General features: G+C 42.5%; 16 protein-coding genes and 1 other annotated feature. Of the genes, 10 read left to right on the forward strand and 6 right to left on the reverse strand.

Going from position 1 to position 18,669, the window contains the following annotated elements; genetic code table 11:
• Nucleotides 1-2: 2 nt before the first annotated feature.
• Nucleotides 3-827: a Cof-type HAD-IIB family hydrolase gene (locus SporoP17a_RS13975; RefSeq protein WP_083035250.1), complete on the reverse strand. Its 825-nt coding sequence runs from the start codon at nt 825-827 to the stop codon at nt 3-5.
• Between the two features lie 172 nt (nt 828-999).
• Between SporoP17a_RS13975 and SporoP17a_RS13980 the strand changes: the two genes are divergently transcribed.
• The 4 genes from SporoP17a_RS13980 (at nt 1,000) to SporoP17a_RS13995 (ending at nt 5,915) form a co-directional block, all read left to right on the forward strand.
• Entirely contained in the window at nt 1,000-1,776 is a 777-nt protein-coding gene (locus SporoP17a_RS13980; protein WP_083035251.1) for a prolyl oligopeptidase family serine peptidase, read from the forward strand.
• Between the two features lie 46 nt (nt 1,777-1,822).
• Nucleotides 1,823-2,137, forward strand: coding sequence for a metal-sulfur cluster assembly factor (locus tag SporoP17a_RS13985; protein WP_083035252.1), 315 nt, complete (start codon nt 1,823-1,825; stop codon nt 2,135-2,137).
• Nucleotides 2,138-3,141: 1,004 nt separating this feature from the next.
• On the forward strand, nt 3,142-3,621 hold the full coding sequence (gene rraA, locus SporoP17a_RS13990) for a ribonuclease E activity regulator RraA (RefSeq protein WP_083035253.1): 480 nt from the start codon (nt 3,142-3,144) through the stop codon (nt 3,619-3,621).
• A 155-nt stretch (nt 3,622-3,776) separates the two neighbouring features.
• On the forward strand, nt 3,777-5,915 hold the full coding sequence (locus tag SporoP17a_RS13995) for an ATP-dependent Clp protease ATP-binding subunit (RefSeq protein WP_083036125.1): 2,139 nt from the start codon (nt 3,777-3,779) through the stop codon (nt 5,913-5,915).
• A gap of 57 nt (nt 5,916-5,972) precedes the next feature.
• Here SporoP17a_RS13995 and SporoP17a_RS14000 read toward each other — a convergent pair whose 3' ends face one another.
• Entirely contained in the window at nt 5,973-6,155 is a 183-nt protein-coding gene (locus SporoP17a_RS14000) for a DUF2929 family protein (protein WP_029052481.1), read from the reverse strand.
• Nucleotides 6,156-6,333: 178 nt separating this feature from the next.
• Between SporoP17a_RS14000 and SporoP17a_RS14005 the strand changes: the two genes are divergently transcribed.
• On the forward strand, nt 6,334-7,266 hold the full coding sequence (locus tag SporoP17a_RS14005) for a beta-ketoacyl-ACP synthase III (RefSeq protein WP_083035254.1): 933 nt from the start codon (nt 6,334-6,336) through the stop codon (nt 7,264-7,266).
• Between the two features lie 44 nt (nt 7,267-7,310).
• Entirely contained in the window at nt 7,311-8,546 is a 1,236-nt protein-coding gene (gene fabF / locus SporoP17a_RS14010; RefSeq protein ID WP_083035255.1) for a beta-ketoacyl-ACP synthase II, read from the forward strand.
• A 608-nt stretch (nt 8,547-9,154) separates the two neighbouring features.
• On the opposite strand, the gene trpS is transcribed toward fabF, so the two are convergent.
• Nucleotides 9,155-10,141 (reverse strand): tryptophan--tRNA ligase, encoded by a 987-nt coding sequence (gene trpS / locus SporoP17a_RS14015; RefSeq protein WP_083035256.1) that lies wholly within the window; start codon nt 10,139-10,141, stop codon nt 9,155-9,157.
• Nucleotides 10,142-10,235: 94 nt separating this feature from the next.
• Nucleotides 10,236-10,449, reverse strand: a binding site (T-box leader).
• Nucleotides 10,450-10,884: 435 nt separating this feature from the next.
• Here trpS and spxA point away from each other — a divergent pair.
• From spxA to pepF, 4 genes are all read left to right on the forward strand, one after another.
• Complete coding sequence (spxA, locus tag SporoP17a_RS14020) at nt 10,885-11,283, forward strand: transcriptional regulator SpxA (RefSeq protein ID WP_009765721.1); 399 nt, start codon at nt 10,885-10,887, stop codon at nt 11,281-11,283.
• Nucleotides 11,284-11,521: 238 nt separating this feature from the next.
• Nucleotides 11,522-12,172 (forward strand): adaptor protein MecA, encoded by a 651-nt coding sequence (gene mecA / locus SporoP17a_RS14025; protein ID WP_083035257.1) that lies wholly within the window; start codon nt 11,522-11,524, stop codon nt 12,170-12,172.
• 1,054 nt (nt 12,173-13,226) lie between these two features.
• Nucleotides 13,227-14,384 (forward strand): competence protein CoiA, encoded by a 1,158-nt coding sequence (locus tag SporoP17a_RS14035; protein ID WP_167693440.1) that lies wholly within the window; start codon nt 13,227-13,229, stop codon nt 14,382-14,384.
• A 49-nt stretch (nt 14,385-14,433) separates the two neighbouring features.
• Entirely contained in the window at nt 14,434-16,251 is a 1,818-nt protein-coding gene (gene pepF / locus SporoP17a_RS14040) for an oligoendopeptidase F (protein WP_237262341.1), read from the forward strand.
• Nucleotides 16,252-16,534: 283 nt separating this feature from the next.
• Here pepF and SporoP17a_RS14045 read toward each other — a convergent pair whose 3' ends face one another.
• The 3 genes from SporoP17a_RS14045 to SporoP17a_RS17195 form a co-directional block, all read right to left on the reverse strand.
• Nucleotides 16,535-17,359: a DsbA family protein gene (locus tag SporoP17a_RS14045; RefSeq protein WP_083035261.1), complete on the reverse strand. Its 825-nt coding sequence runs from the start codon at nt 17,357-17,359 to the stop codon at nt 16,535-16,537.
• The gene (locus SporoP17a_RS14050; RefSeq protein ID WP_083035262.1) at nt 17,356-17,748 is read right to left on the reverse strand and encodes a globin domain-containing protein; all 393 of its coding nucleotides are present in this window, start codon (nt 17,746-17,748) and stop codon (nt 17,356-17,358) included. The genes SporoP17a_RS14045 and SporoP17a_RS14050 overlap by 4 nt, the downstream gene beginning before the upstream one ends.
• A gap of 244 nt (nt 17,749-17,992) precedes the next feature.
• Entirely contained in the window at nt 17,993-18,652 is a 660-nt protein-coding gene (locus tag SporoP17a_RS17195; RefSeq protein ID WP_083035263.1) for a lytic transglycosylase domain-containing protein, read from the reverse strand.
• Nucleotides 18,653-18,669 lie beyond the last annotated feature (17 nt).

Genomic DNA, 18,669 nt, shown 5'->3' on the forward strand with positions numbered 1-18,669 from the left:
CCTTATACGACGATGTTTTTCTGTAAGGATAATCGTTCTTCCAGTATACGTGAAATTCCGTCTTCATTGTTCGTGTCGGTTATTTCGTCCGCGATGGATTTTAAACGGTCGATGGCATTTCCCATCGCGACACCTGTACCTGCATAGTCAATCATCTCGAGGTCGTTGTCTTCATCTCCAAATGCTATGATCCGATCTTGCGGCACATTCATCCATTTCGAAACTGCATCAATGCCTACTGCTTTATTGAGGCCGTGACGAACTATTTCTATAATATTAAATGGCGCTCCCCAACGGCGGTGATCGATGACTTCTGCATGCAAATCTTCTAGATGCTGTCGAATCGGATTAACTGTTACTGAATCGGCTTGGATTAACAAGCTAGTTGGGTCGGTTTTTAATGAATTCCGAATGTCACCCGCTGTGATGAGCGGATTGCCGAAGTTTAAAATCTCCAAAAATCGCTCATCATGATAGTGGGTATACACATCATCTTTCACTTCTGCGATGATATTTTCGACTGAGAAATTCTGCATGGCATCTACTACTTCATTGACGATTGGCAATGCAATCGTTTCGTGAATTGTTTGCCATGAACGGTCGGTAGGGTGGTGGACAAAAGCTCCGTTAAAGTTGACGATTGGTGTCGTCAAACCAAGCTGTTGGTAATATACTTCACTAGCTCGGTAAGGTCGTCCAGTCGCAATCATGACATGATGTCCTTGTGACACAGCTGTGCGAAGTGTCTGTTCTGTTTTGGCTGAAATCACTTTTTCATCCGTTAATAATGTTCCATCTAAGTCTACTACTATCAAATGTGGTTTCAAGAAATCCTCTCCTATTACTGCTTTTACTATCAGAGTGTTATGTCTTTATAGTTTATCGTTAACCGTGTAAGTAAGTCAAAAGAATGAGCAATAAGGCGAAGGTTTTGTCTTATTTGGTATATGTTGTTATTCTAACATAACAGTAAATGATTGTAGGAAAAGAGGAAACGTCATGATTATTCGTTCAGAAAAATGGCAAGAGATCCCGGTACTTCACATCGTAGAAGAGTCAAAAGAGAAAGAACATATTCCTGTTGTACTATTTTTTCATGGATTCACTAGTGCGAAAGAACATAATTTACATTACGCATATAATCTAGCGAAACAAGGAATTCGAGTACTATTACCTGAAGCAAAACTGCACGGTGAACGCTCGGAATCAGTAGATGAATTTCAATTAGCATTAAGTTTTTGGGATATCGTATTGACTTCTATTAAAGAAGCAGATGTTTTACATGATGAACTATATGAAAAACAATTGATCGGTGATGATACACCCATTGGCATGGGGGGCACTTCAATGGGTGGAATCACGACATTCGGCTGTCTGGCGAATTACGATTGGATCGACGCAGCTTCCGTCATGATGGGCTCACCTGCATTCACGCGCCTAGCCAAAGGACAAATTTCTTACGCAGAGCGTGGCGGTAAGGAGATTCCCGTGTCTCAAGAAGAACGCGAGCAACTATTCGCAGCCCTTGACCAAGTGGATCTATCGCAAAATCCAGGCAGACTGCATCAGCGTCCACTCTTCATGTGGCACGGGGAACAAGATACGATGGTGCCGTTCGCGTTGACGAAAGAGTTTTACGAAGAAATACAAGAGGATTATGAAGATCAGCCGGAGCTATTGAAATGGATGCCTAATGAACAGGCGGGGCACGCTGTTTCACGTCCAGGGATGCTGGCAGCAGTCGATTGGCTTGCACTGCATTTGCGTGCAAGGTAGTATGTTGGTAAGATAAGATTACTACACAGCAGAGAGGAGCATTTCGATGAACACAGAAGAAGAGATCAAACAGTATTTATTTGGTGCATTGGAAAACGTCATCGACCCTGAATTGGGTATTGATATCGTCAATCTTGGATTGGTGTACAATGCGGAGTTGCTTGACGAAGGAGTCGCAAAAATTACAATGACCCTGACGTCAATGGGTTGCCCAATGGGTCCACAGATTGTAGCGAATATTGAGCAGGAGCTAATGGAACTTCCAGAGGTGAAGGATACAGTGGTAGATATCATTTGGAATCCACCATGGTCCCGCGAAAAGATGTCACGTTATGCCAAGATTGCCCTAGGCGTACGTTAATTTATCATACAAACCACATCGTTTTAATACGGTGTGGTTTTTTTAATGGAAAGGGTCGGCTGTTGGGCGGTTGGGCTGTTGGGATAGGGATTGGCGCTTCGGAGGGGACGCTTTTGAGGGCTCGCGGTGAGCCAACCAGGTCGCGAGCTCCCTATTGGTTGTCTCACCTGTCGAGCTGATCCTCTAGGAGTCGCCCCTCCTACGCGCCAATCCCTTACAAGTTGAGTGGGTGACACTTTCTGTTATTCAGTGAAAGTTGGCTTGTAATCGTTTTATAACTTGGACTCTTTAAACTTGAACTAATGGAACCACAACAATGGCTCACTTCCTATCTGCAGTATGTAATTTTGTTACCTTAACTGTAACATGGTGTGGTTTTTCAAGTGGAACGGGACGGCTGACGGGCTGTTGGGATGGGGATTGGCGCTTCAGAGGGGACGCGTTTGAGGGCTCGCGGTGAGCCAACCAGGTCGCGAGCTCCCTATTGGTTGTCTCACCTGTCGAGCTGATCCTCTAGGAGTCGCCCCTCCTACGCGCCAATCCTTTACAATCTGAGTGGGTGATATTTTTCTGTTATTCAGTGAAATTTGGCTTGTAATCGTTTTGTAAATTGACTATCTTTTAACTTGAACTAATAGAAACTACAACAATCATTCACTTCCTATCTGCAGTATGTAATCTTGTTATCTTAACTTTGTATCTAGGATTGCAACGGAAGCTGGTGGCGACTCCTGGAGGATCAGCGAAAGCCGTAGCGAAGGACGGCTTTTGCGAGTAAAAGCGAAGCGTTAGGAGCATGCACTTTTGTAGGCTGCTTTTGAGCAAGGCCACGCCCTCAGGAAAGCGTCCACCAGCTGGAGTTGTAATCCCATTATGGTCAGTAATTATCCTTAGCAAATATCTGCAACTTCTATAACAATATATAGATTTAAAAAAGGAAATGCAGGATTTTGTCGAATAGGAATAGGGTAGCGTCAAACAGAATGTTCTAGGGGGAATGGGAAATGTCAGTTAAAACAGCAGACCTTTGCGATGACTTCATCGACGAACTGCAAGTATGCACAGTAGAGTTTAAATCCTACGGAAAGCACAAAAGATTCTCGGGGCCGATCTCGACAGTGAAAGTCTTTGAAGACAACGTACTCGTCAAAGAAGCACTGCAAACGATTCCACAAGGCCATGTATTGGTTGTAGACGGTGGAGGATCAAAGCGCTGCGCACTCATGGGGGACATGCTCGGCGAAATCGCACAAGACCGTAAACTTGCGGGCGTCATTATCTATGGCTGTGCACGCGACACAGCGGATCTTGGCACGCAGGAAATCGGTGTCATGGCGATCGGTAGCATGCCGGTCAAAAGTATCAAACGTGGCGAAGGACAAAAAGACGAGGTGCTTCATTTCGGAAATGTGGAATGGACACCAGGCCACTATGTCTACGCAGACGAAGATGGGGTAGTCGTTGCGCCTCGCCAACTAGTGTAATACACGTCGCTCGCATAATTGCGAGCGGCTTTTTCTATCTAAAAATAGTTGGCTAATTCGAGTGTTAATCTTTTACTTTACCCAAAAGATATACTATAATTTAATTAATCAAAGATAGTCAAAGTCAAATAAATGAAAGGCGGATGTATATGCGCATGGATGGAATGCAAGAAGATCAGCGTTCACCATTAGAGCAATTCGGTCGTAATCTTGTGGAAGAAGTGAAAAACGGGAAAATGGATCCGGTTATTGGCCGGGATGAAGAAATTCGAAATGTCATCCGAATACTATCAAGAAAAACAAAAAATAATCCAGTTCTCATCGGGGAGCCGGGAGTCGGTAAAACTGCGATTGTGGAAGGTTTGGCACAGCGTATTGTAAAAGGTGACGTGCCGGAAGGGTTGAAAGACCGCCAAATTTTCGAACTGGATATGAGTGCGCTGATTGCGGGTGCAAAGTATCGTGGAGAGTTTGAAGAGCGTCTGAAAGGTGTTTTGAAACAAGTAAAAGATAGCGATGGTGAAATCATCATGTTCATTGATGAGATTCATACGATCGTTGGAGCTGGGAAAACAGAAGGTGCGATGGACGCAGGGAATATGTTGAAGCCGATGTTGGCGCGCGGTGAATTGTACTGTATTGGTGCGACTACACTCGATGAGTACCGAATGTATATCGAAAAAGATGCGGCACTGGAAAGACGATTCCAGCAAGTGATGGTACGTGAGCCGTCTGTTGAAGATACGGTGTCGATTTTGCGTGGATTAAAAGAACGCTTTGAATTGCACCACGGTGTGCGTATTCATGACCGTGCAATTGTTGCGGCCGCAACTTTATCAGATCGATATTTAACGGAACGCTTCATGCCGGACAAAGCAATCGATTTAATTGATGAAGCGAGCGCCATGATTCGTACGGAAATCGATTCGATGCCATCTGAATTGGATGCGGTGACTCGTAGAATTATGCAACTCGAGATTGAAGAGCAAGCATTGCGTAAAGAGAAAGATACGATGAGTCAGTCGCGTCTACAGACTTTGCGAGAAGAGCTACAAGACTTGAAAGATTCTTCACAAGGTATGCGAGAACAGTGGGATCAAGAAAAAGCGGCATTGAAAACGATTCAAAGCACACGTGAAGAGCTGGATCGCTACCGTAGAGAACTTGAGGAAGCGCAAGGCAGTTTTGATTTGAATAAAGCTGCTGAATTACAGTATGGTAAAATTCCAGCATTGGAAAAAGAATTGAAAGCATTGGAAAGTCCATTAGAAGGAACAAAAGATTTACGTCTTTTACGTGAAGAAGTGACGGAAGAAGAGATTGCTTCCATCGTGGCTCGCTGGACAGGTATTCCGGTAACAAAACTGGTTGAAGGAGAGCGTGAGAAGTTATTGCGTTTGCATGAAACATTGAAAGAACGCGTCATTGGACAAGACAATGCAGTCCAACTCGTCACAGAAGCTGTCTGGCGTGCGCGTGCTGGGATTCAAGATCCGAACAAGCCTATTGGATCGTTCCTATTCCTTGGGCCGACTGGCGTAGGGAAGACAGAGCTTGCGAAAACATTGGCTGCGACGTTATTTGATTCGGAAGACCACTTTGTACGAATCGATATGTCCGAGTATATGGAGAAACACAGTGTGTCACGTCTAGTCGGTGCACCTCCAGGATACATCGGTTATGAAGAAGGCGGTCAGTTAACGGAAGCGGTACGACGGAATCCATATGCTGTTGTATTATTGGATGAAATTGAAAAAGCGCATCCTGATGTAGCGAATATTTTACTGCAAATTTTAGATGATGGTCGCATTACAGATAGTCAAGGACGTTTAGTCAACTTTACGAACACTGTCATCATCATGACATCGAATATCGGGTCGGCTTATTTACTTGAAAATGAGTTAGACGATTCAGAGCATGCCAAAGAAGATTTGATCATGGCCGCACTTCGTAGTCATTTCAAACCGGAGTTATTGAACCGAATGGATGATATCATTATCTTCCACTCATTAACTACTGATTCATTTAAAGCAATCACTGACAAGATGCTTGGTGATTTGGTTGAGCGTCTGGAAGAGCAAGATGTAGTGTTGGTCTATGACGACGACGTACTCGACTGGATTGTTCGAGAAGGGGCAGATGCGGACTTCGGTGCGCGGCCATTGAAACGATTTATTCAGCGACATGTGGAAACGAAAGTTGCGAAAGAGGTTATACGAGGCGGTCTTGTGGAAGGACAGCAAATCAAGCTCTCTATGCAAGAAGGAGAATTGGTTGTGGAAGTTATTCGATAAGATCAAAATAAAAAGCGTAGGAACTGTTGAACAGTTCTTACGCTTTTTGGTCGTAAATCAAACGTCTGCTGGTGATTCGTCTGGAATGATTGTAGTAATAATCAATACAAGGATAGCCAAAACGATTGAGACGGTAACGCCCGCCATGAAGTCAAATGCATTGCCCCCAATGGAGCCGGCAACATAGTTTAACATAGCTACTAAGAGGAACGACCAAACAAATGTCATAATATAGTGCATGATTTTCACCTCGACTAGTCTATTTCATAGTACATCATACCATAGTAAGCTAAAACGTTGAAATGAAATTATACATTATATTTGACGGAAACGTGTCCTCGTCTTGAAAAAACCTATTTTTTCTTCTATAATTACTACCAGGTACTAATATTAGATGATAAGGAACGGGGTAGATGAGATGAGAGCTGGACTTTTAGGGATGGGGAAATATGTTCCACCAACTGTTTTAACAAACCATGATTTAGAAAAACGTTTAGATACATCAGACGAATGGATTCGCACGCGTACGGGAATAGAAGAGCGTCGAATTGCAGAAGATACTATTGATACATCGGACATGGCGTTTGAAGCAGCAAAAGACGCATTACAGTCAGCAGATATTCGTGCCGATCAAATCGGTCTCATCTTGGTAGCTACGGTTACGCCAGATAATATTTTCCCGTCTGTCGCAACGATGATCCAAGAACGTCTAGGTGCTAAAAATGCAGCGGCGATGGATATTTCTGCAGCATGTGCAGGCTTCATCTACGGTATAGTAACAGCAAAGCAATTTGTTGAATCAGGCACATATGATTATGTTCTTGTAGTAGGCGTGGAAAAGTTATCGAAAATCGTTGACTGGGAAGACCGTAACACAGCGGTCTTGTTCGGTGACGGTGCAGGCGCAACAGTCGTTGGTAAAGTGAGTGAAGGAAGAGGAATACTGTCATTTGAATTGGGAGCAGACGGCTCGGGCGGAAAACATCTCCACCACAATCAATATTTACAAATGAATGGCCGTGAAGTATTCAAATTTGCGGTACGTCAAATGGGGGAGACAGCAGTTAGTGTTGCGGAAAAAGCCGGTTTGAAGACAGATGAAGTAGACTACCTTATTCCTCACCAAGCGAATATTCGTATTATGGAAGCATCCCGTGAACGCTTAGGCTTGCCAGTTGAGAAAATGTCTAAAACCGTTCATAAGTACGGTAATACATCGGCTGCATCTATACCGATTTCATTGACAGACGATTTAGCTGAAGGTCGTGTGAAAGACGATGATGTGATTGTTTTGGTAGGATTTGGCGGCGGCTTGACATGGGGCGGCTTATGTATAAAATGGGGTAAGTAAATAACCTGGAAAATAAAAGCTGATAATAGAAAGGAAGTTTGAAATTGGAAAAACGACGTGTAGTAGTAACGGGTATAGGTGGAATTTCTCCGGTAGGTAACTCAGCTGAAGAGTCATGGGAAGCAGTGTTAGCAGGAAAATCGGGTATTGACGTCATGACAAGACTGGATCAAGAGAAATTTCCAGTCAGTGTAATGGCAGAAGTTAAAGGTTTTGATATCGAAGAATACGTGTCACGTAAAGATGCTCGTAAAATGGACCGGTTCACGCACTATGCAGTCGCATCCGCGATGATGGCAATGAAAGATGCGAACTTGGAACTAGAAGGTGACCTAGCGCTTCGTACAGGCGTTTGGATCGGTTCTGGGATCGGTGGAATGGAGTCACATGAGACACAATTCAATACTTTCCTTGAAAAAGGCTATCGACGTGTCAGTCCGTTTTTCGTTCCCATGATGATTCCGGATATGGCTGCAGGACAAGTCTCCATTTTCACAGGTGCTAAAGGAATCAACTCTTGTTCTGTGACAGCTTGTGCATCAGGTACCAACTCTATCGGAGATGCATTTGAAGTAATTCTGCGTGGAGATGCAGACGTTATGATCACAGGTGGAACTGAAGCACCCATCACGTCACTTGCAGTAGCGGGCTTCATCGCAAGCACAGCATTATCTTTAAATGATGATCCTACAAAAGCTTCCCGTCCGTTCGATAAAAATCGTGATGGTTTTGTAATGGGTGAAGGTGCAGGAATTATGATATTGGAAGAATACGAGCATGCGGTTGCGCGTGGCGCGAAGATCTATGCAGAAATCGTTGGCTACGGCTCCACTGGAGATGCGCACCATATTACAGCGCCAGCGCCAGGCGGAGAAGGTGGCGCGCGTGCGATGCAACAAGCATTAGCAAAAGCGGGTGTTGAACCTACGCAAGTGGATTATATTAATGCGCACGGCACGAGCACACCGTATAATGATTTATTTGAGACAATGGCAGCGAAGGCCGTGTTTGGTGATCATGCATATAAGTTGGCGATGAGTTCAACTAAGTCAATGACGGGTCATTTGCTTGGTGCAGCTGGCGGTATTGAAGCGATCTTCACTGTCAAGGCGTTGCAGGAAGGGATTTTACCTCCTACGATGAATTATGAGACACCGGATCCAGAGTGTGATTTGGATTACGTAGTGAATGAGGCGCGCAAGGCGGATATTACGTATGCTATGAGTAACTCTCTTGGCTTTGGCGGACATAATGCTTCGTTGGTGTTTAAGAAGATATAAAGTTGGACGGGAAGAGTCTTTGAGACTTCTTTCCGTTTTTTTAATGGAAGAAATTCAGGGTCAAAGGCCATGGCCAAGGTGTATAGCGCCGTTGACCGACGTTCCAGGCGGACGCTTTCCCATGGGCCCGCGGTGAGCCAACTAGGTCGCAAGCTCCCTATAGTTATCTCACCTGATCGGGCTGAACCATCGGGAGTCGCCTTGCACTTACGGTCAACTAGTGTGTTGTTCTATCAAGTGAACATCGGAGCGTTAAAAAACTTAAAGCCAAAACCCGAACCAAATAAAATCAATTTACAATAAAAGAGACTGAAGACATGCTCCTTGGTTCGGGAGATGTTTTCAGTCTTTTTTGGTTATGACTTTTAGGACTCGTCTAATTACACCTAGTCTGAACATAGAATGAATGAAAAGGGTAAAGGACGAGATGTCTGTGACGCGATTTTTAGTATTTGTTTGTAGTTATTGTGTGATTGTCGTGACGTTGGCTAATTTGTTATTTTACTTGAACTATTCCGCGCTTGGTTATAATTACCGACAGATTTTAATTTTTATATTGCAGTCGACGGATTTTATGATGTTGGTAGCAGCGATTATTTTATTGCTACTTACCGTGTACGTCCCAAGCCCATCGCGGCCTCCATCTTTTTGAGTGTGGTGGAAGCGATGGTGTTTGCTTTTTCAGCTCCTTGGTCGAGGATTGCATCGAGTTCAGGAGAGTTGATTAATTCGTGATAACGTTTTTGGATTCCAGCTAAGTGTTCGTTAATCGCATCAGCGACACCCGCTTTAAATGCTCCGTAGCCTTGGCCTTCGTATTTTGCTTCTAATTTTTCTATGGATAAACCACTCAATGAAGATTCGATAATTAATAAATTAGAAACACCTGGTTTGTTTTCTACATCAAATTTCACGATACCTTCTGAATCGGTTACTGCACTTTTAATTTTCTTTTCAATTTCTTTTGGTGTGTCTAAAATCGTAATCGTCGCTTTTTTATTTGGATCAGATTTACTCATCTTTTTCAGTGGATCTTGTAAAGATTTTATCCGAGCTCCATTTTTAGGAATACGAACGGTTGGAATGGTCAATACTTTTCCATAACGGCTATTGAAACGCTCTGCTAGATCTCTAGTTAGCTCTAAATGTTGCTTCTGATCTTCCCCGACAGGCACGATATCCGTGTTATACAATAAAATGTCCGCAGCCATTAATGGAGGGTAGGTAAGAAGTGCGGCAGAGACACCTTCTGCTCCATCTGATTTGTCTTTAAACTGTGTCATACGCTCGAGTTCGCCAATGTACGAAATGCATTGCATGATCCATCCAGCCTGTGCATGAGCTGGAACTTCTGATTGGATAAACAATGTGGATTTATTTGGATCAATTCCACTTGCGATATACGTTGCGGCTAATGAACGAATCGCTTGTTTTAAGTCATCAGGATTTTGTTGTACTGTGATTGCGTGCTGATCTACGATACAAAAAATACACTCCTCGTCGTTTTGTAGTTCAACGAATTGACGAAATGCGCCAATGTAGTTTCCTAATGTGATGACACCTGTTGGTTGTACGCCTGAAAAAATGGTTTTCATAATCATGTATCCTCCTTTTAATTGTCGACTGGAACGAAACAGTCTGAATCGTACGTGAAAAAAGGCATAAAAAAAACATCAGTCATCCCCTAGACATAGGGACGATTGATGAAAGGTAACCGTGGTACCACCCGAATTGCTACTAAGTAGCCGCTCAATTCCCGTAACGTGGGAAGACGTGATGGAGTACTCTCTTCATCCATCAAGCTCAGGAGCCCATTCTTTTTGTGCAGTTTTACTTGTTTTCACCTTATACAAGCTCTCTACAAAAACTATCACAAAAATACTTTTTCCTTCAATGCCATTCACTTATTGCTTAAGATTATATCGATACCTTAAAAAAAATGCAACTTTGATTAGATGAAATGAAAAAGATTTGTACAACATGAAACCTTTCAGTACACCTGTACGTACTATACAGTGAGGGAATAATTAGCAGAAGTATTTTCTAAATGAGAATACATGTATTTACAAATGAGATGTTTAAAACAATTCTACCCTGGGTATAAAAGGAGAAGATGTTCATTTATCGCAGAAAACTGCATGATTCTCTACTGAAATGTTGAAAAATAAGAAATTGTGAATTCCGTAAAAGTTTTTTCGAAAAACTATATTAATTGAGAATGATTATGTGTATAATGAACAGTATAGACATTAATTATAATAATTCTAAAGTGAACTACACGAATTGCAAATATACCAAATCTAATGAGCGTAAGCCGTGGGAAAGGACGTGTCAATAAATGGGTGTCACACTTTATACATCGCCTAGTTGTACATCTTGTAGAAAAGCAAAAGCATGGTTGGAGGAACATGAGATTCCGTATACAGAGCGTAATATCTTCTCTGAACCATTAAATATTCAAGAGATCAAACAAATTCTTCGCATGACAGAAGATGGTACTGACGAAATTATTTCAACACGATCCAAGATTTTTCAAAAGCTAAATGTTGACGTGGAAAGTCTTCCACTTCAAAGACTATATGAATTGATACAAGAACATCCAGGTCTTTTAAGAAGACCAATCATTCTAGATGAAAAAAGACTCCAAGTAGGGTATAATGAAGATGAGATTCGTCGTTTCCTACCGAGAAAAGTTAGAGCCTATCAGCTGCTCGAAGCGCGGCGAATGGTAAACTAATCTTAATAACAAAAGCTGATAGGGATGACACGGGATACAATTGTGCCTATCAGCTTTTTTGAATTGATATTCCCTTGTATTCCTCTAGATGAGCCACTTCAATGCAAACATTAGTAAAATGAAATACAATTAACCCTTACGAAAACGTCGAAGTCGACATATAGTAGTAATAAGCATTGCAAGTGTGTATTAGTATATGACAGGGGAGGGCCTGTTCTACAGAAGGGAGAGATAAGGGATGGAAATAGAGCGCATTAATGAAAACACGGTAAAGTTTAATTTATCCTATGGAGATATTGAAGCCCGTGGTTTTAGTAAAGAAGACGTCTGGTATAACCGCGACAAAAGCGAAGAGCTCTTTTGGGATATGATGGATGAACTTGGTGATGATACGGAATTTGAAGTGGAAGGACCACTTTGGATTCAAGTCAACGCTATGAATGAAGGCATTGAAGTGATTGTAACGCGCGCACATCTTCCGAAGAACGCAGAATCATCACAGTTTCCTTTTGGAATTGAAGATCCAGAAGAATTATTCGACCCAATTTTCGATGCGATTACTGAGTCTGAAGAGGAAAGTGAAGAAGAGTTGCAAGTTACAGATAGATTATTTGTTTTCAATGAGTTTGACCAGATTATACCATTAGCTAAGAAGATGATGTCACTAGAAGACGAATTTGATTCGCAACTATATGCATTCGAGGATCGTTATTATCTCAACTTACGCTTCGACTATTCTCAAATTGAGAAAAAACGTGCGAAGGACATTGCCAGCATGGTAACAGAATACGGTGCAGTGTCTAAGATGTCTATTCATCGTATAGATGAGTACGGCAAGGAAGTCATGGGATCTGACGTATTTGAACAAGTAACTAAATATTTCTCATAATACTCTAAAAGGCTACCAGTATCTTGGTAGCCTTTTTTGTGTTGCCAACTAACGCTAGCTTTTTGTTTGGTAGTAAGTGGGGCTAGGTCAAGTACTTGTCGGGTTACGTTTCTGTAAAGCAGGTGTAATAAGCGGCATGGGGTTGTGGTTCTTGCAAGTGCTTTTCTTTTTCCTGTTCAATTAAGAGGTTGTGGTTTAGCTGGCAGTCTAAGTGGCAAATTCATTGTCGCCACTACGGCGCTGGTGGATGGCTTTCGCGAGGAGCCACAGACAGGAAAGTGCGCCTGTCTCTGTCTCCTCGCTACGCCTACCACAGCAGTCGCCTTCGTTGCATCGTGTGTGGGGTGGTTCGTAGACTTATTTCGCAAGCAATACATACTAGATATCATGATGTAGCTAATATTTTTTCCTATTAGAACTACAACCAAAATAAATACCACTCAGTAGCGCAGGCACAACTGCGGGGTAGGCCGTGGCCAGGAGACAACTGGCGGCACTTTGCCAGCTGGCTCTTGGCTGTAGGCAATCCCCCACGTGCCTGCGCGGGTCTAGAAAGCGAACACTGAGAGATTTCTAGACCCAACAGCTTGTCGAGCAACGCCTCCTACCAAAAGTGGCAGAGACCCGCAACCACATATTCACTCCGCCAACCGCGCTTGCAGGCTGGGTAAGGTTTGCAATTTATCATTCTTAGAACCACAACCAAAATACATACCACTTAGTAGCGCAGGCACAACTGCGGGGTAGGCCGTGGCCAGGAGACAACTGGCGGCACTATCGCCAGCTGGCTCCTGGCTGTAGACAATCCCCCACGTGCCTGCGCGGGTCCAGAAAGCAAACTCTCAGTGACTTCAGTACCCAACAACCAGTAACGCAACGACCCCAACCAAAAGTACCAAAGATTTGCAGCCGCATAGTCTTTCCGTCAAACGCATTTCTTAGTTGGATAATGCGGAAAACTCCTCAATGTACTAACCCAGTTCAAAACATGTGGCTTGCCTCTTGCCAACTAAACAGAAAATTCGTAGTATAGAAGAGAAGGAGTGTGAAGGCCTTGTTAACAGCTCTTACAAGTGGCGGGAAGCAAGTCGTGCTAACACGGCAGTTGTCCCTGTCCAACTTACGAGAGTGGCGTAAAAACGAAACCTTTCATTGTCCTCAATGCAAAGAACAAGTACTCCTGAAAGTCGGCGACATCATAATCCCACATTTTGCTCACTTGAAGCAAACCACCTGCCGAGACAGCTTTTCAGAAGGGGAGTCCCCAACCCATCTGCTCGGTAAAATCCAGCTCTATGAACTATTTTCACAACCTTACTTACAAACTGAAATGGAACCGTATCTGCCTGCTATTCGGCAACGTCCTGATCTGCTGGTCACATGGCAAAACGAGCAAATTCCTATCGAGTTTCAATGCAGCACAATCCCCATTGCACGTATTCTCGAGCGTAACGCAGGCTACCATAGCGTAAATATGCTCCCTATATGGATCGTACTAACACCTCCTCAAGTTCAAGACACGTTAGCATTTGTTCTTACCTATCGATTGACTCAATTCCACCAACACTTTATTCGCCACATTCATTCAAGTACGAAAGAAACATTATCAATTTTTTTAACATATAATCCGTCAAAGCAACAATTTCACTATCTCAGTCACTTCATTCACCTTCGTGGTACTACATTTACGATGTGTCACTCCGTTATGCGCATCAAACATCAAACGATTCCATTCGCTATTCCTGCGACTCCATCTACAAAAGATATAGAAGATCTCGCACGTCACTATCAATCTGCACGTCGAAAGTATCTCCGGTCGGTAATTGGGTATAATCAAAGAGGTATCCATCATCGCTTTTTGCGTGCGTGTTATGAAATGCGTGTGCAACCTATTCAATTACCCGCATGGATTGGTGTTCCGACATTTGGGCAAGCGGCATTTACAGAGTCAGATTGTGAATGGCAACTACTACTCATTGCGGCCATTCGCCAAACGAGGAGGACACCTTTCCAATTCGATCGCTCCATTCTTCATTCATTTGTCAAAACATTTGAAGGGGATTCGAGCCAACAATTGGAAGCATGTCAAAACTATGTGGATTTCTTGAGGGAGCAACGCATAGATATCTACCGATTGGATAAATTTACAGGAAGAGATTTTGTGCTGGAAATACTTTCAGGGCGATTTCTTGCAATGCATGCAAAGAATTGAGAAAATACAAGGGAATCAAATAACGGTAAATGCAGAAGGAGGAATTGGATTGACGAATGAAAACAAAGTATTGACGCGCGATGAAGTATCGGAAGAGGAAACGTGGCGCTTGGAAGATATATTTTCTTCTGATGAAGAATGGGATAAAGAATACAGCAAAATTGAAGAGATGGCTAAAGAAGCAGAACAGTATAAAGGGACACTTGGAAATGGCGCTCGTCCACTATTTGAAGCGTTAACATATCGTGATAAATTGGCGGAACGTCTACGAAGATTGTATACGTATGCCCATCTAAAAACAGATCAGGATACAACGAATAGTTTCTATCAGGCAATGGACGGGCGAATTAGAACGTTAGTTGTGAAAATATCTACAGCGTTAGCCTATTTCACGCCAGAACTACTTTCTATCGATGAAAAGCAATTGAATGAAACGATTGATTCACATGAAGGTTTGCGTTTATATAAACAGGAATTTGAAGAGTTGAATGCAGAGCGTGCGCACGTTTTGTCGTCAGAACAAGAGCAATTAATCGCGCAGTTGTCTGAAGTAACCGGAAAATCTTCTGAAACATTTAGTATGTTAAACAATGCGGATTTGGCTTTCGGTTTGGTCAAAGATGAAGATGGCAATGACGTTCAATTGACGCATGGTCGTTATTCACAATTCCTAGAGAGCAAGGATCCGAAAGTTCGCGAAGCAGCATTTAAAGAAATGTATTCAAGATATGGGGAGTTCAAAAATACATTTGCTTCGACGTTAAGCGGGAATGTAAAAGGGCATAATGTGAATGCTAGAATTAGAAATTATAGTTCTGCAAGAGCGGCAGCATTATCCAATAACCATATTCCGGAGCAAGTATATGAAAATCTATTGTCTACAATCAATAAAAATCTTGGTTTATTGCATCGCTATGTTGCATTGCGTAAAAAAGTATTGAATGTGGATACGCTTCATATGTGGGATATCTACACGCCACTAGTGGAAGATACCGAGATGAAATATACGTACGAGGAAGCAAAAGAAACTATGCTTGAAAGTTTCCATCCACTCGGTGATGATTATCGAGCTGTTGTAAAAGAAGGACTTGATAATCGCTGGGTGGATGTTCGTGAAAATAAAGGAAAACGTTCAGGCGCGTATTCCTCAGGTTCTTATGGAACAAACCCTTACATCCTATTGAACTGGCAAGACAACGTAAGCAATCTATTTACGTTAGCACATGAGTTCGGACATAGTGTACACAGTTATTATTCCCGTAAGTATCAGCCATTCATTTATAGCGGCTATTCAATATTTGTGGCGGAAGTAGCGTCAACTGTCAATGAGGCATTGCTAAATGATCACTTATTGAAGGTGACGACAGACGAAGATCAGCGAATCTACTTGTTGAACTACTGGCTAGATGGATTCCGTGCGACAGTGTTCCGTCAGACCATGTTTGCGGAATTCGAACACCTAATTCATAAGCTGGATCAAGAAGGTGTGCCGTTAACTGCTGAAAAATTAACAGAGGAATATTATGCTTTAAATAAAAAATATTACGGTGACGCGATTGTTAGTGACGAGGAAATTGGTTTGGAGTGGGCACGTATTCCTCACTTCTATATGAATTATTATGTCTATCAATACGCAACAGGTTATAGCGCGGCTGTAGCGCTCAGTAAGCAGATTCTAGAAGAGGGAGAGCCTGCAGTAGAACGTTATATTACAAACTTCTTGAAGGCAGGTTCATCCGATTATCCTATTGAAGTACTTAAAAAAGCAGGTGTCGATATGACGTCTGACAAGCCGATTGAAGAAGCTTGCCGAGTATTTGAAGCACGATTGGATGAGCTGGAACATCTACTAGCAAAAAGGGGATAATTTTCAATTACATGTTTCGACAAAGGTCAGCAAAGACTGTGACATTTGGATGAAAGCTGTTATAATTTGTTGAAGTCATAAGTCATTTATGATATGGTGTAAATGTGGAATAAATCACATACCAAACATACACCCCTTTTGTTTGAACGTGAACATTTCTCCCATTCCCTTTGAAGAAGAGCATTCACTCCCCCCCAGGAGCGGATGCTCTTTTCTTTATGTTATTTTCATAGTAAAAAGTCGAAGCCTCCAAGTAATTGGTGGGCTTCGACTAGTATAAGGACTATTTAATTAGTGAACAATTAGGTTGCTTTTTTCGCCATAACGTACGATCCTGAAATGGAATTCGTTCGATTTCTTGTTTCAGTAGGCGTTTCTTTAACTCGCGTTCAGCTTCTTTTTCTGTCACGTGACACATTTCCGCGATTTCTGTCGTTGTGAGTAGATCGAAGCGGTTGAACAAAGAGTCAATAGAAGGAGGCATCTCTGGTAAAAGTTGTCCACCGATTAGCTCTTCTAAAATTTGTTCGTAGATTGCATAGTCGTAGAGACCGCTCACTTTCAGTCCTTCGTCTTCAATGTTGCTGTTGAAGAAGACGAAAGTTGGTGCTTCATCCACTTCCATTTCGTTACCTAAATACGTATCGATTTGCAAAGCACGTGATGTTTCTTCAGAAGTAAAATCTGCGATAAATTCATCTACGTCTAAATTAATGCGTGCAGCAATTTCAATGAGTACTGAATAGGATGCGACGTCACGCTTTTTCAAAAAGGAATACTCTAGTAAACAAGACAAGTAACGGAATCCAGCTCTCTTACCTTGGAACTCAGCAGCTTTTACCGCAATATTAGGAAAACAAGGATTTGACCGCTTGGTGGATTGCGCATCATTCGGATCAATCAAAGCAGGTGGATTCAGTTTTGTCATAGGTGTTCTCAACGCAATACGTAACGTAAAATAATGATCGTATTGGACTTGCATTTTACGTAGCATCGGTTGCAGTGACCAACAATCCTTACAATAAGGATCTAGAAATACATAGAGTTCAATGGGCTTTACTGAAGCAGAGTAGTGTAACGTATCATCAATAACAGTTAGATAGTTCACTGATCTTCCTCCTCGTTCCTATTTACCATATGGTTGGCTGTTAAGACAAGGCGTTTATAGTAGACATCCCGAAGTGGACCCTCCAGTCCTACGTCGTCCATTGCCTCAGCCATGCAAGCTAGCCATGCTTCTGCGCGTGTAGGTGTTATAGGGAAAGGGTTATGTCGAGCTTTCATCATAGGATGTCCGTGCTCTTCAGTGAACAAATTGGGTCCACCTAGATATTGTGTTTGAAATTGTTTTTGCTTCCTAATGGTTTCGGATAAATCATCAGGGAATATTGGAATGAGATCTGGGTGAACAGCCACTTTTGCATAAAATATATCAATTAGTTCATGTAACTTTTTCTCGCCGATCTCCTCAAAAGGGATGACAGGTTTTCGAGTCATTAAATTCACACCCCCTCGTTCATCTGTATCTGTATTCTATCAACGAACGAATTTCTATACAAATAAAAGAACTTATTTTGGTTCTTGTTATATAGCAGATTGGTTAAGTAGATCTTATATATTGTTGAGAATAGTGACTTTAAAGATAAGTAGCGACAGGATAGGTGCCGTTGATCGGTGCCTTGCGCTTACAATCAACTAGATCGTTCTTGATCAACACGGTGAAAAGTCGGCAACTTGAAGATTAAACCATTTGCTGGTAGTAGCTCATGACTTTTCTCACATAGTTCTGGGTTTCTTTGAAAGGGGGGATGCCTCCGTATTTTTTTACGTTCCCCGGTCCGGCATTATAAGCCGCAAGTGCCATTTCGTTTGAGCCGAATTGGTTGAGCATCTTGCGCAAGTATTTGGCTCCGCCCATGATGTTTTGCTTTGGATCCATAGGGTCGGAAACACCGAGATATTTGGCTGTGCCCGGCATTAGTTGCATGAGTCCGGCTGCGCCTGCGTGACTTTTTGCATTGCTTTTAAAGTTGGATTCTTGTTTAATGACAGCGGCAATTAGCTTTTCCGGTAGTTGATATTTGTCAGCAGCTTGTTTGATGATGTCTGCGTATAGATTGTTAGTTCCTGGTGACGAAGTGGCGGGTGATGTAGCGCTATTTTCTTCAACTGGATTTGTGGCTATTCCGAACGGTATGAATGGGGTTCCTTGGCTGAATAGTTGTTCGGATGGTTTTACGAATTCAGGGCTTATTTGATTGCCTTCTAACAAGTGTGTAAGCATCATTTGGAATTCATTGGAGCTAGTCGATGGATGATTACCAAAGGACTGAACCGCTCCAAGAGTTTGCAATGTATTGATTTCAAGGAGTAACCGAGTGTTAATGAGGTCAAGATTCATACTTTTTCCTCCTGTTT

Source organism: Sporosarcina ureae, from assembly GCF_002082015.1.
GTDB classification, from domain to species: Bacteria; Bacillota; Bacilli; order Bacillales_A; family Planococcaceae; genus Sporosarcina; species Sporosarcina ureae_A.

Coding starts and splice junctions, on each gene's coding strand:
- SporoP17a_RS13980 (WP_083035251.1), top strand. CDS start 1,000: ATGATTATTCGTTCAGAAAAATGGCAAGAGATCCCGGTACTTCACATC.
- SporoP17a_RS13985 (WP_083035252.1), top strand. CDS start 1,823: ATGAACACAGAAGAAGAGATCAAACAGTATTTATTTGGTGCATTGGAA.
- rraA (WP_083035253.1), top strand. CDS start 3,142: ATGTCAGTTAAAACAGCAGACCTTTGCGATGACTTCATCGACGAACTG.
- SporoP17a_RS13995 (WP_083036125.1), top strand. CDS start 3,777: ATGGATGGAATGCAAGAAGATCAGCGTTCACCATTAGAGCAATTCGGT.
- SporoP17a_RS14000 (WP_029052481.1), bottom strand. CDS start 6,155: ATGCACTATATTATGACATTTGTTTGGTCGTTCCTCTTAGTAGCTATG.
- SporoP17a_RS14005 (WP_083035254.1), top strand. CDS start 6,334: ATGAGAGCTGGACTTTTAGGGATGGGGAAATATGTTCCACCAACTGTT.
- trpS (WP_083035256.1), bottom strand. CDS start 10,141: ATGAAAACCATTTTTTCAGGCGTACAACCAACAGGTGTCATCACATTA.
- spxA (WP_009765721.1), top strand. CDS start 10,885: ATGGGTGTCACACTTTATACATCGCCTAGTTGTACATCTTGTAGAAAA.
- mecA (WP_083035257.1), top strand. CDS start 11,522: ATGGAAATAGAGCGCATTAATGAAAACACGGTAAAGTTTAATTTATCC.
- SporoP17a_RS14050 (WP_083035262.1), bottom strand. CDS start 17,748: ATGACTCGAAAACCTGTCATCCCTTTTGAGGAGATCGGCGAGAAAAAG.
- SporoP17a_RS17195 (WP_083035263.1), bottom strand. CDS start 18,652: ATGAATCTTGACCTCATTAACACTCGGTTACTCCTTGAAATCAATACA.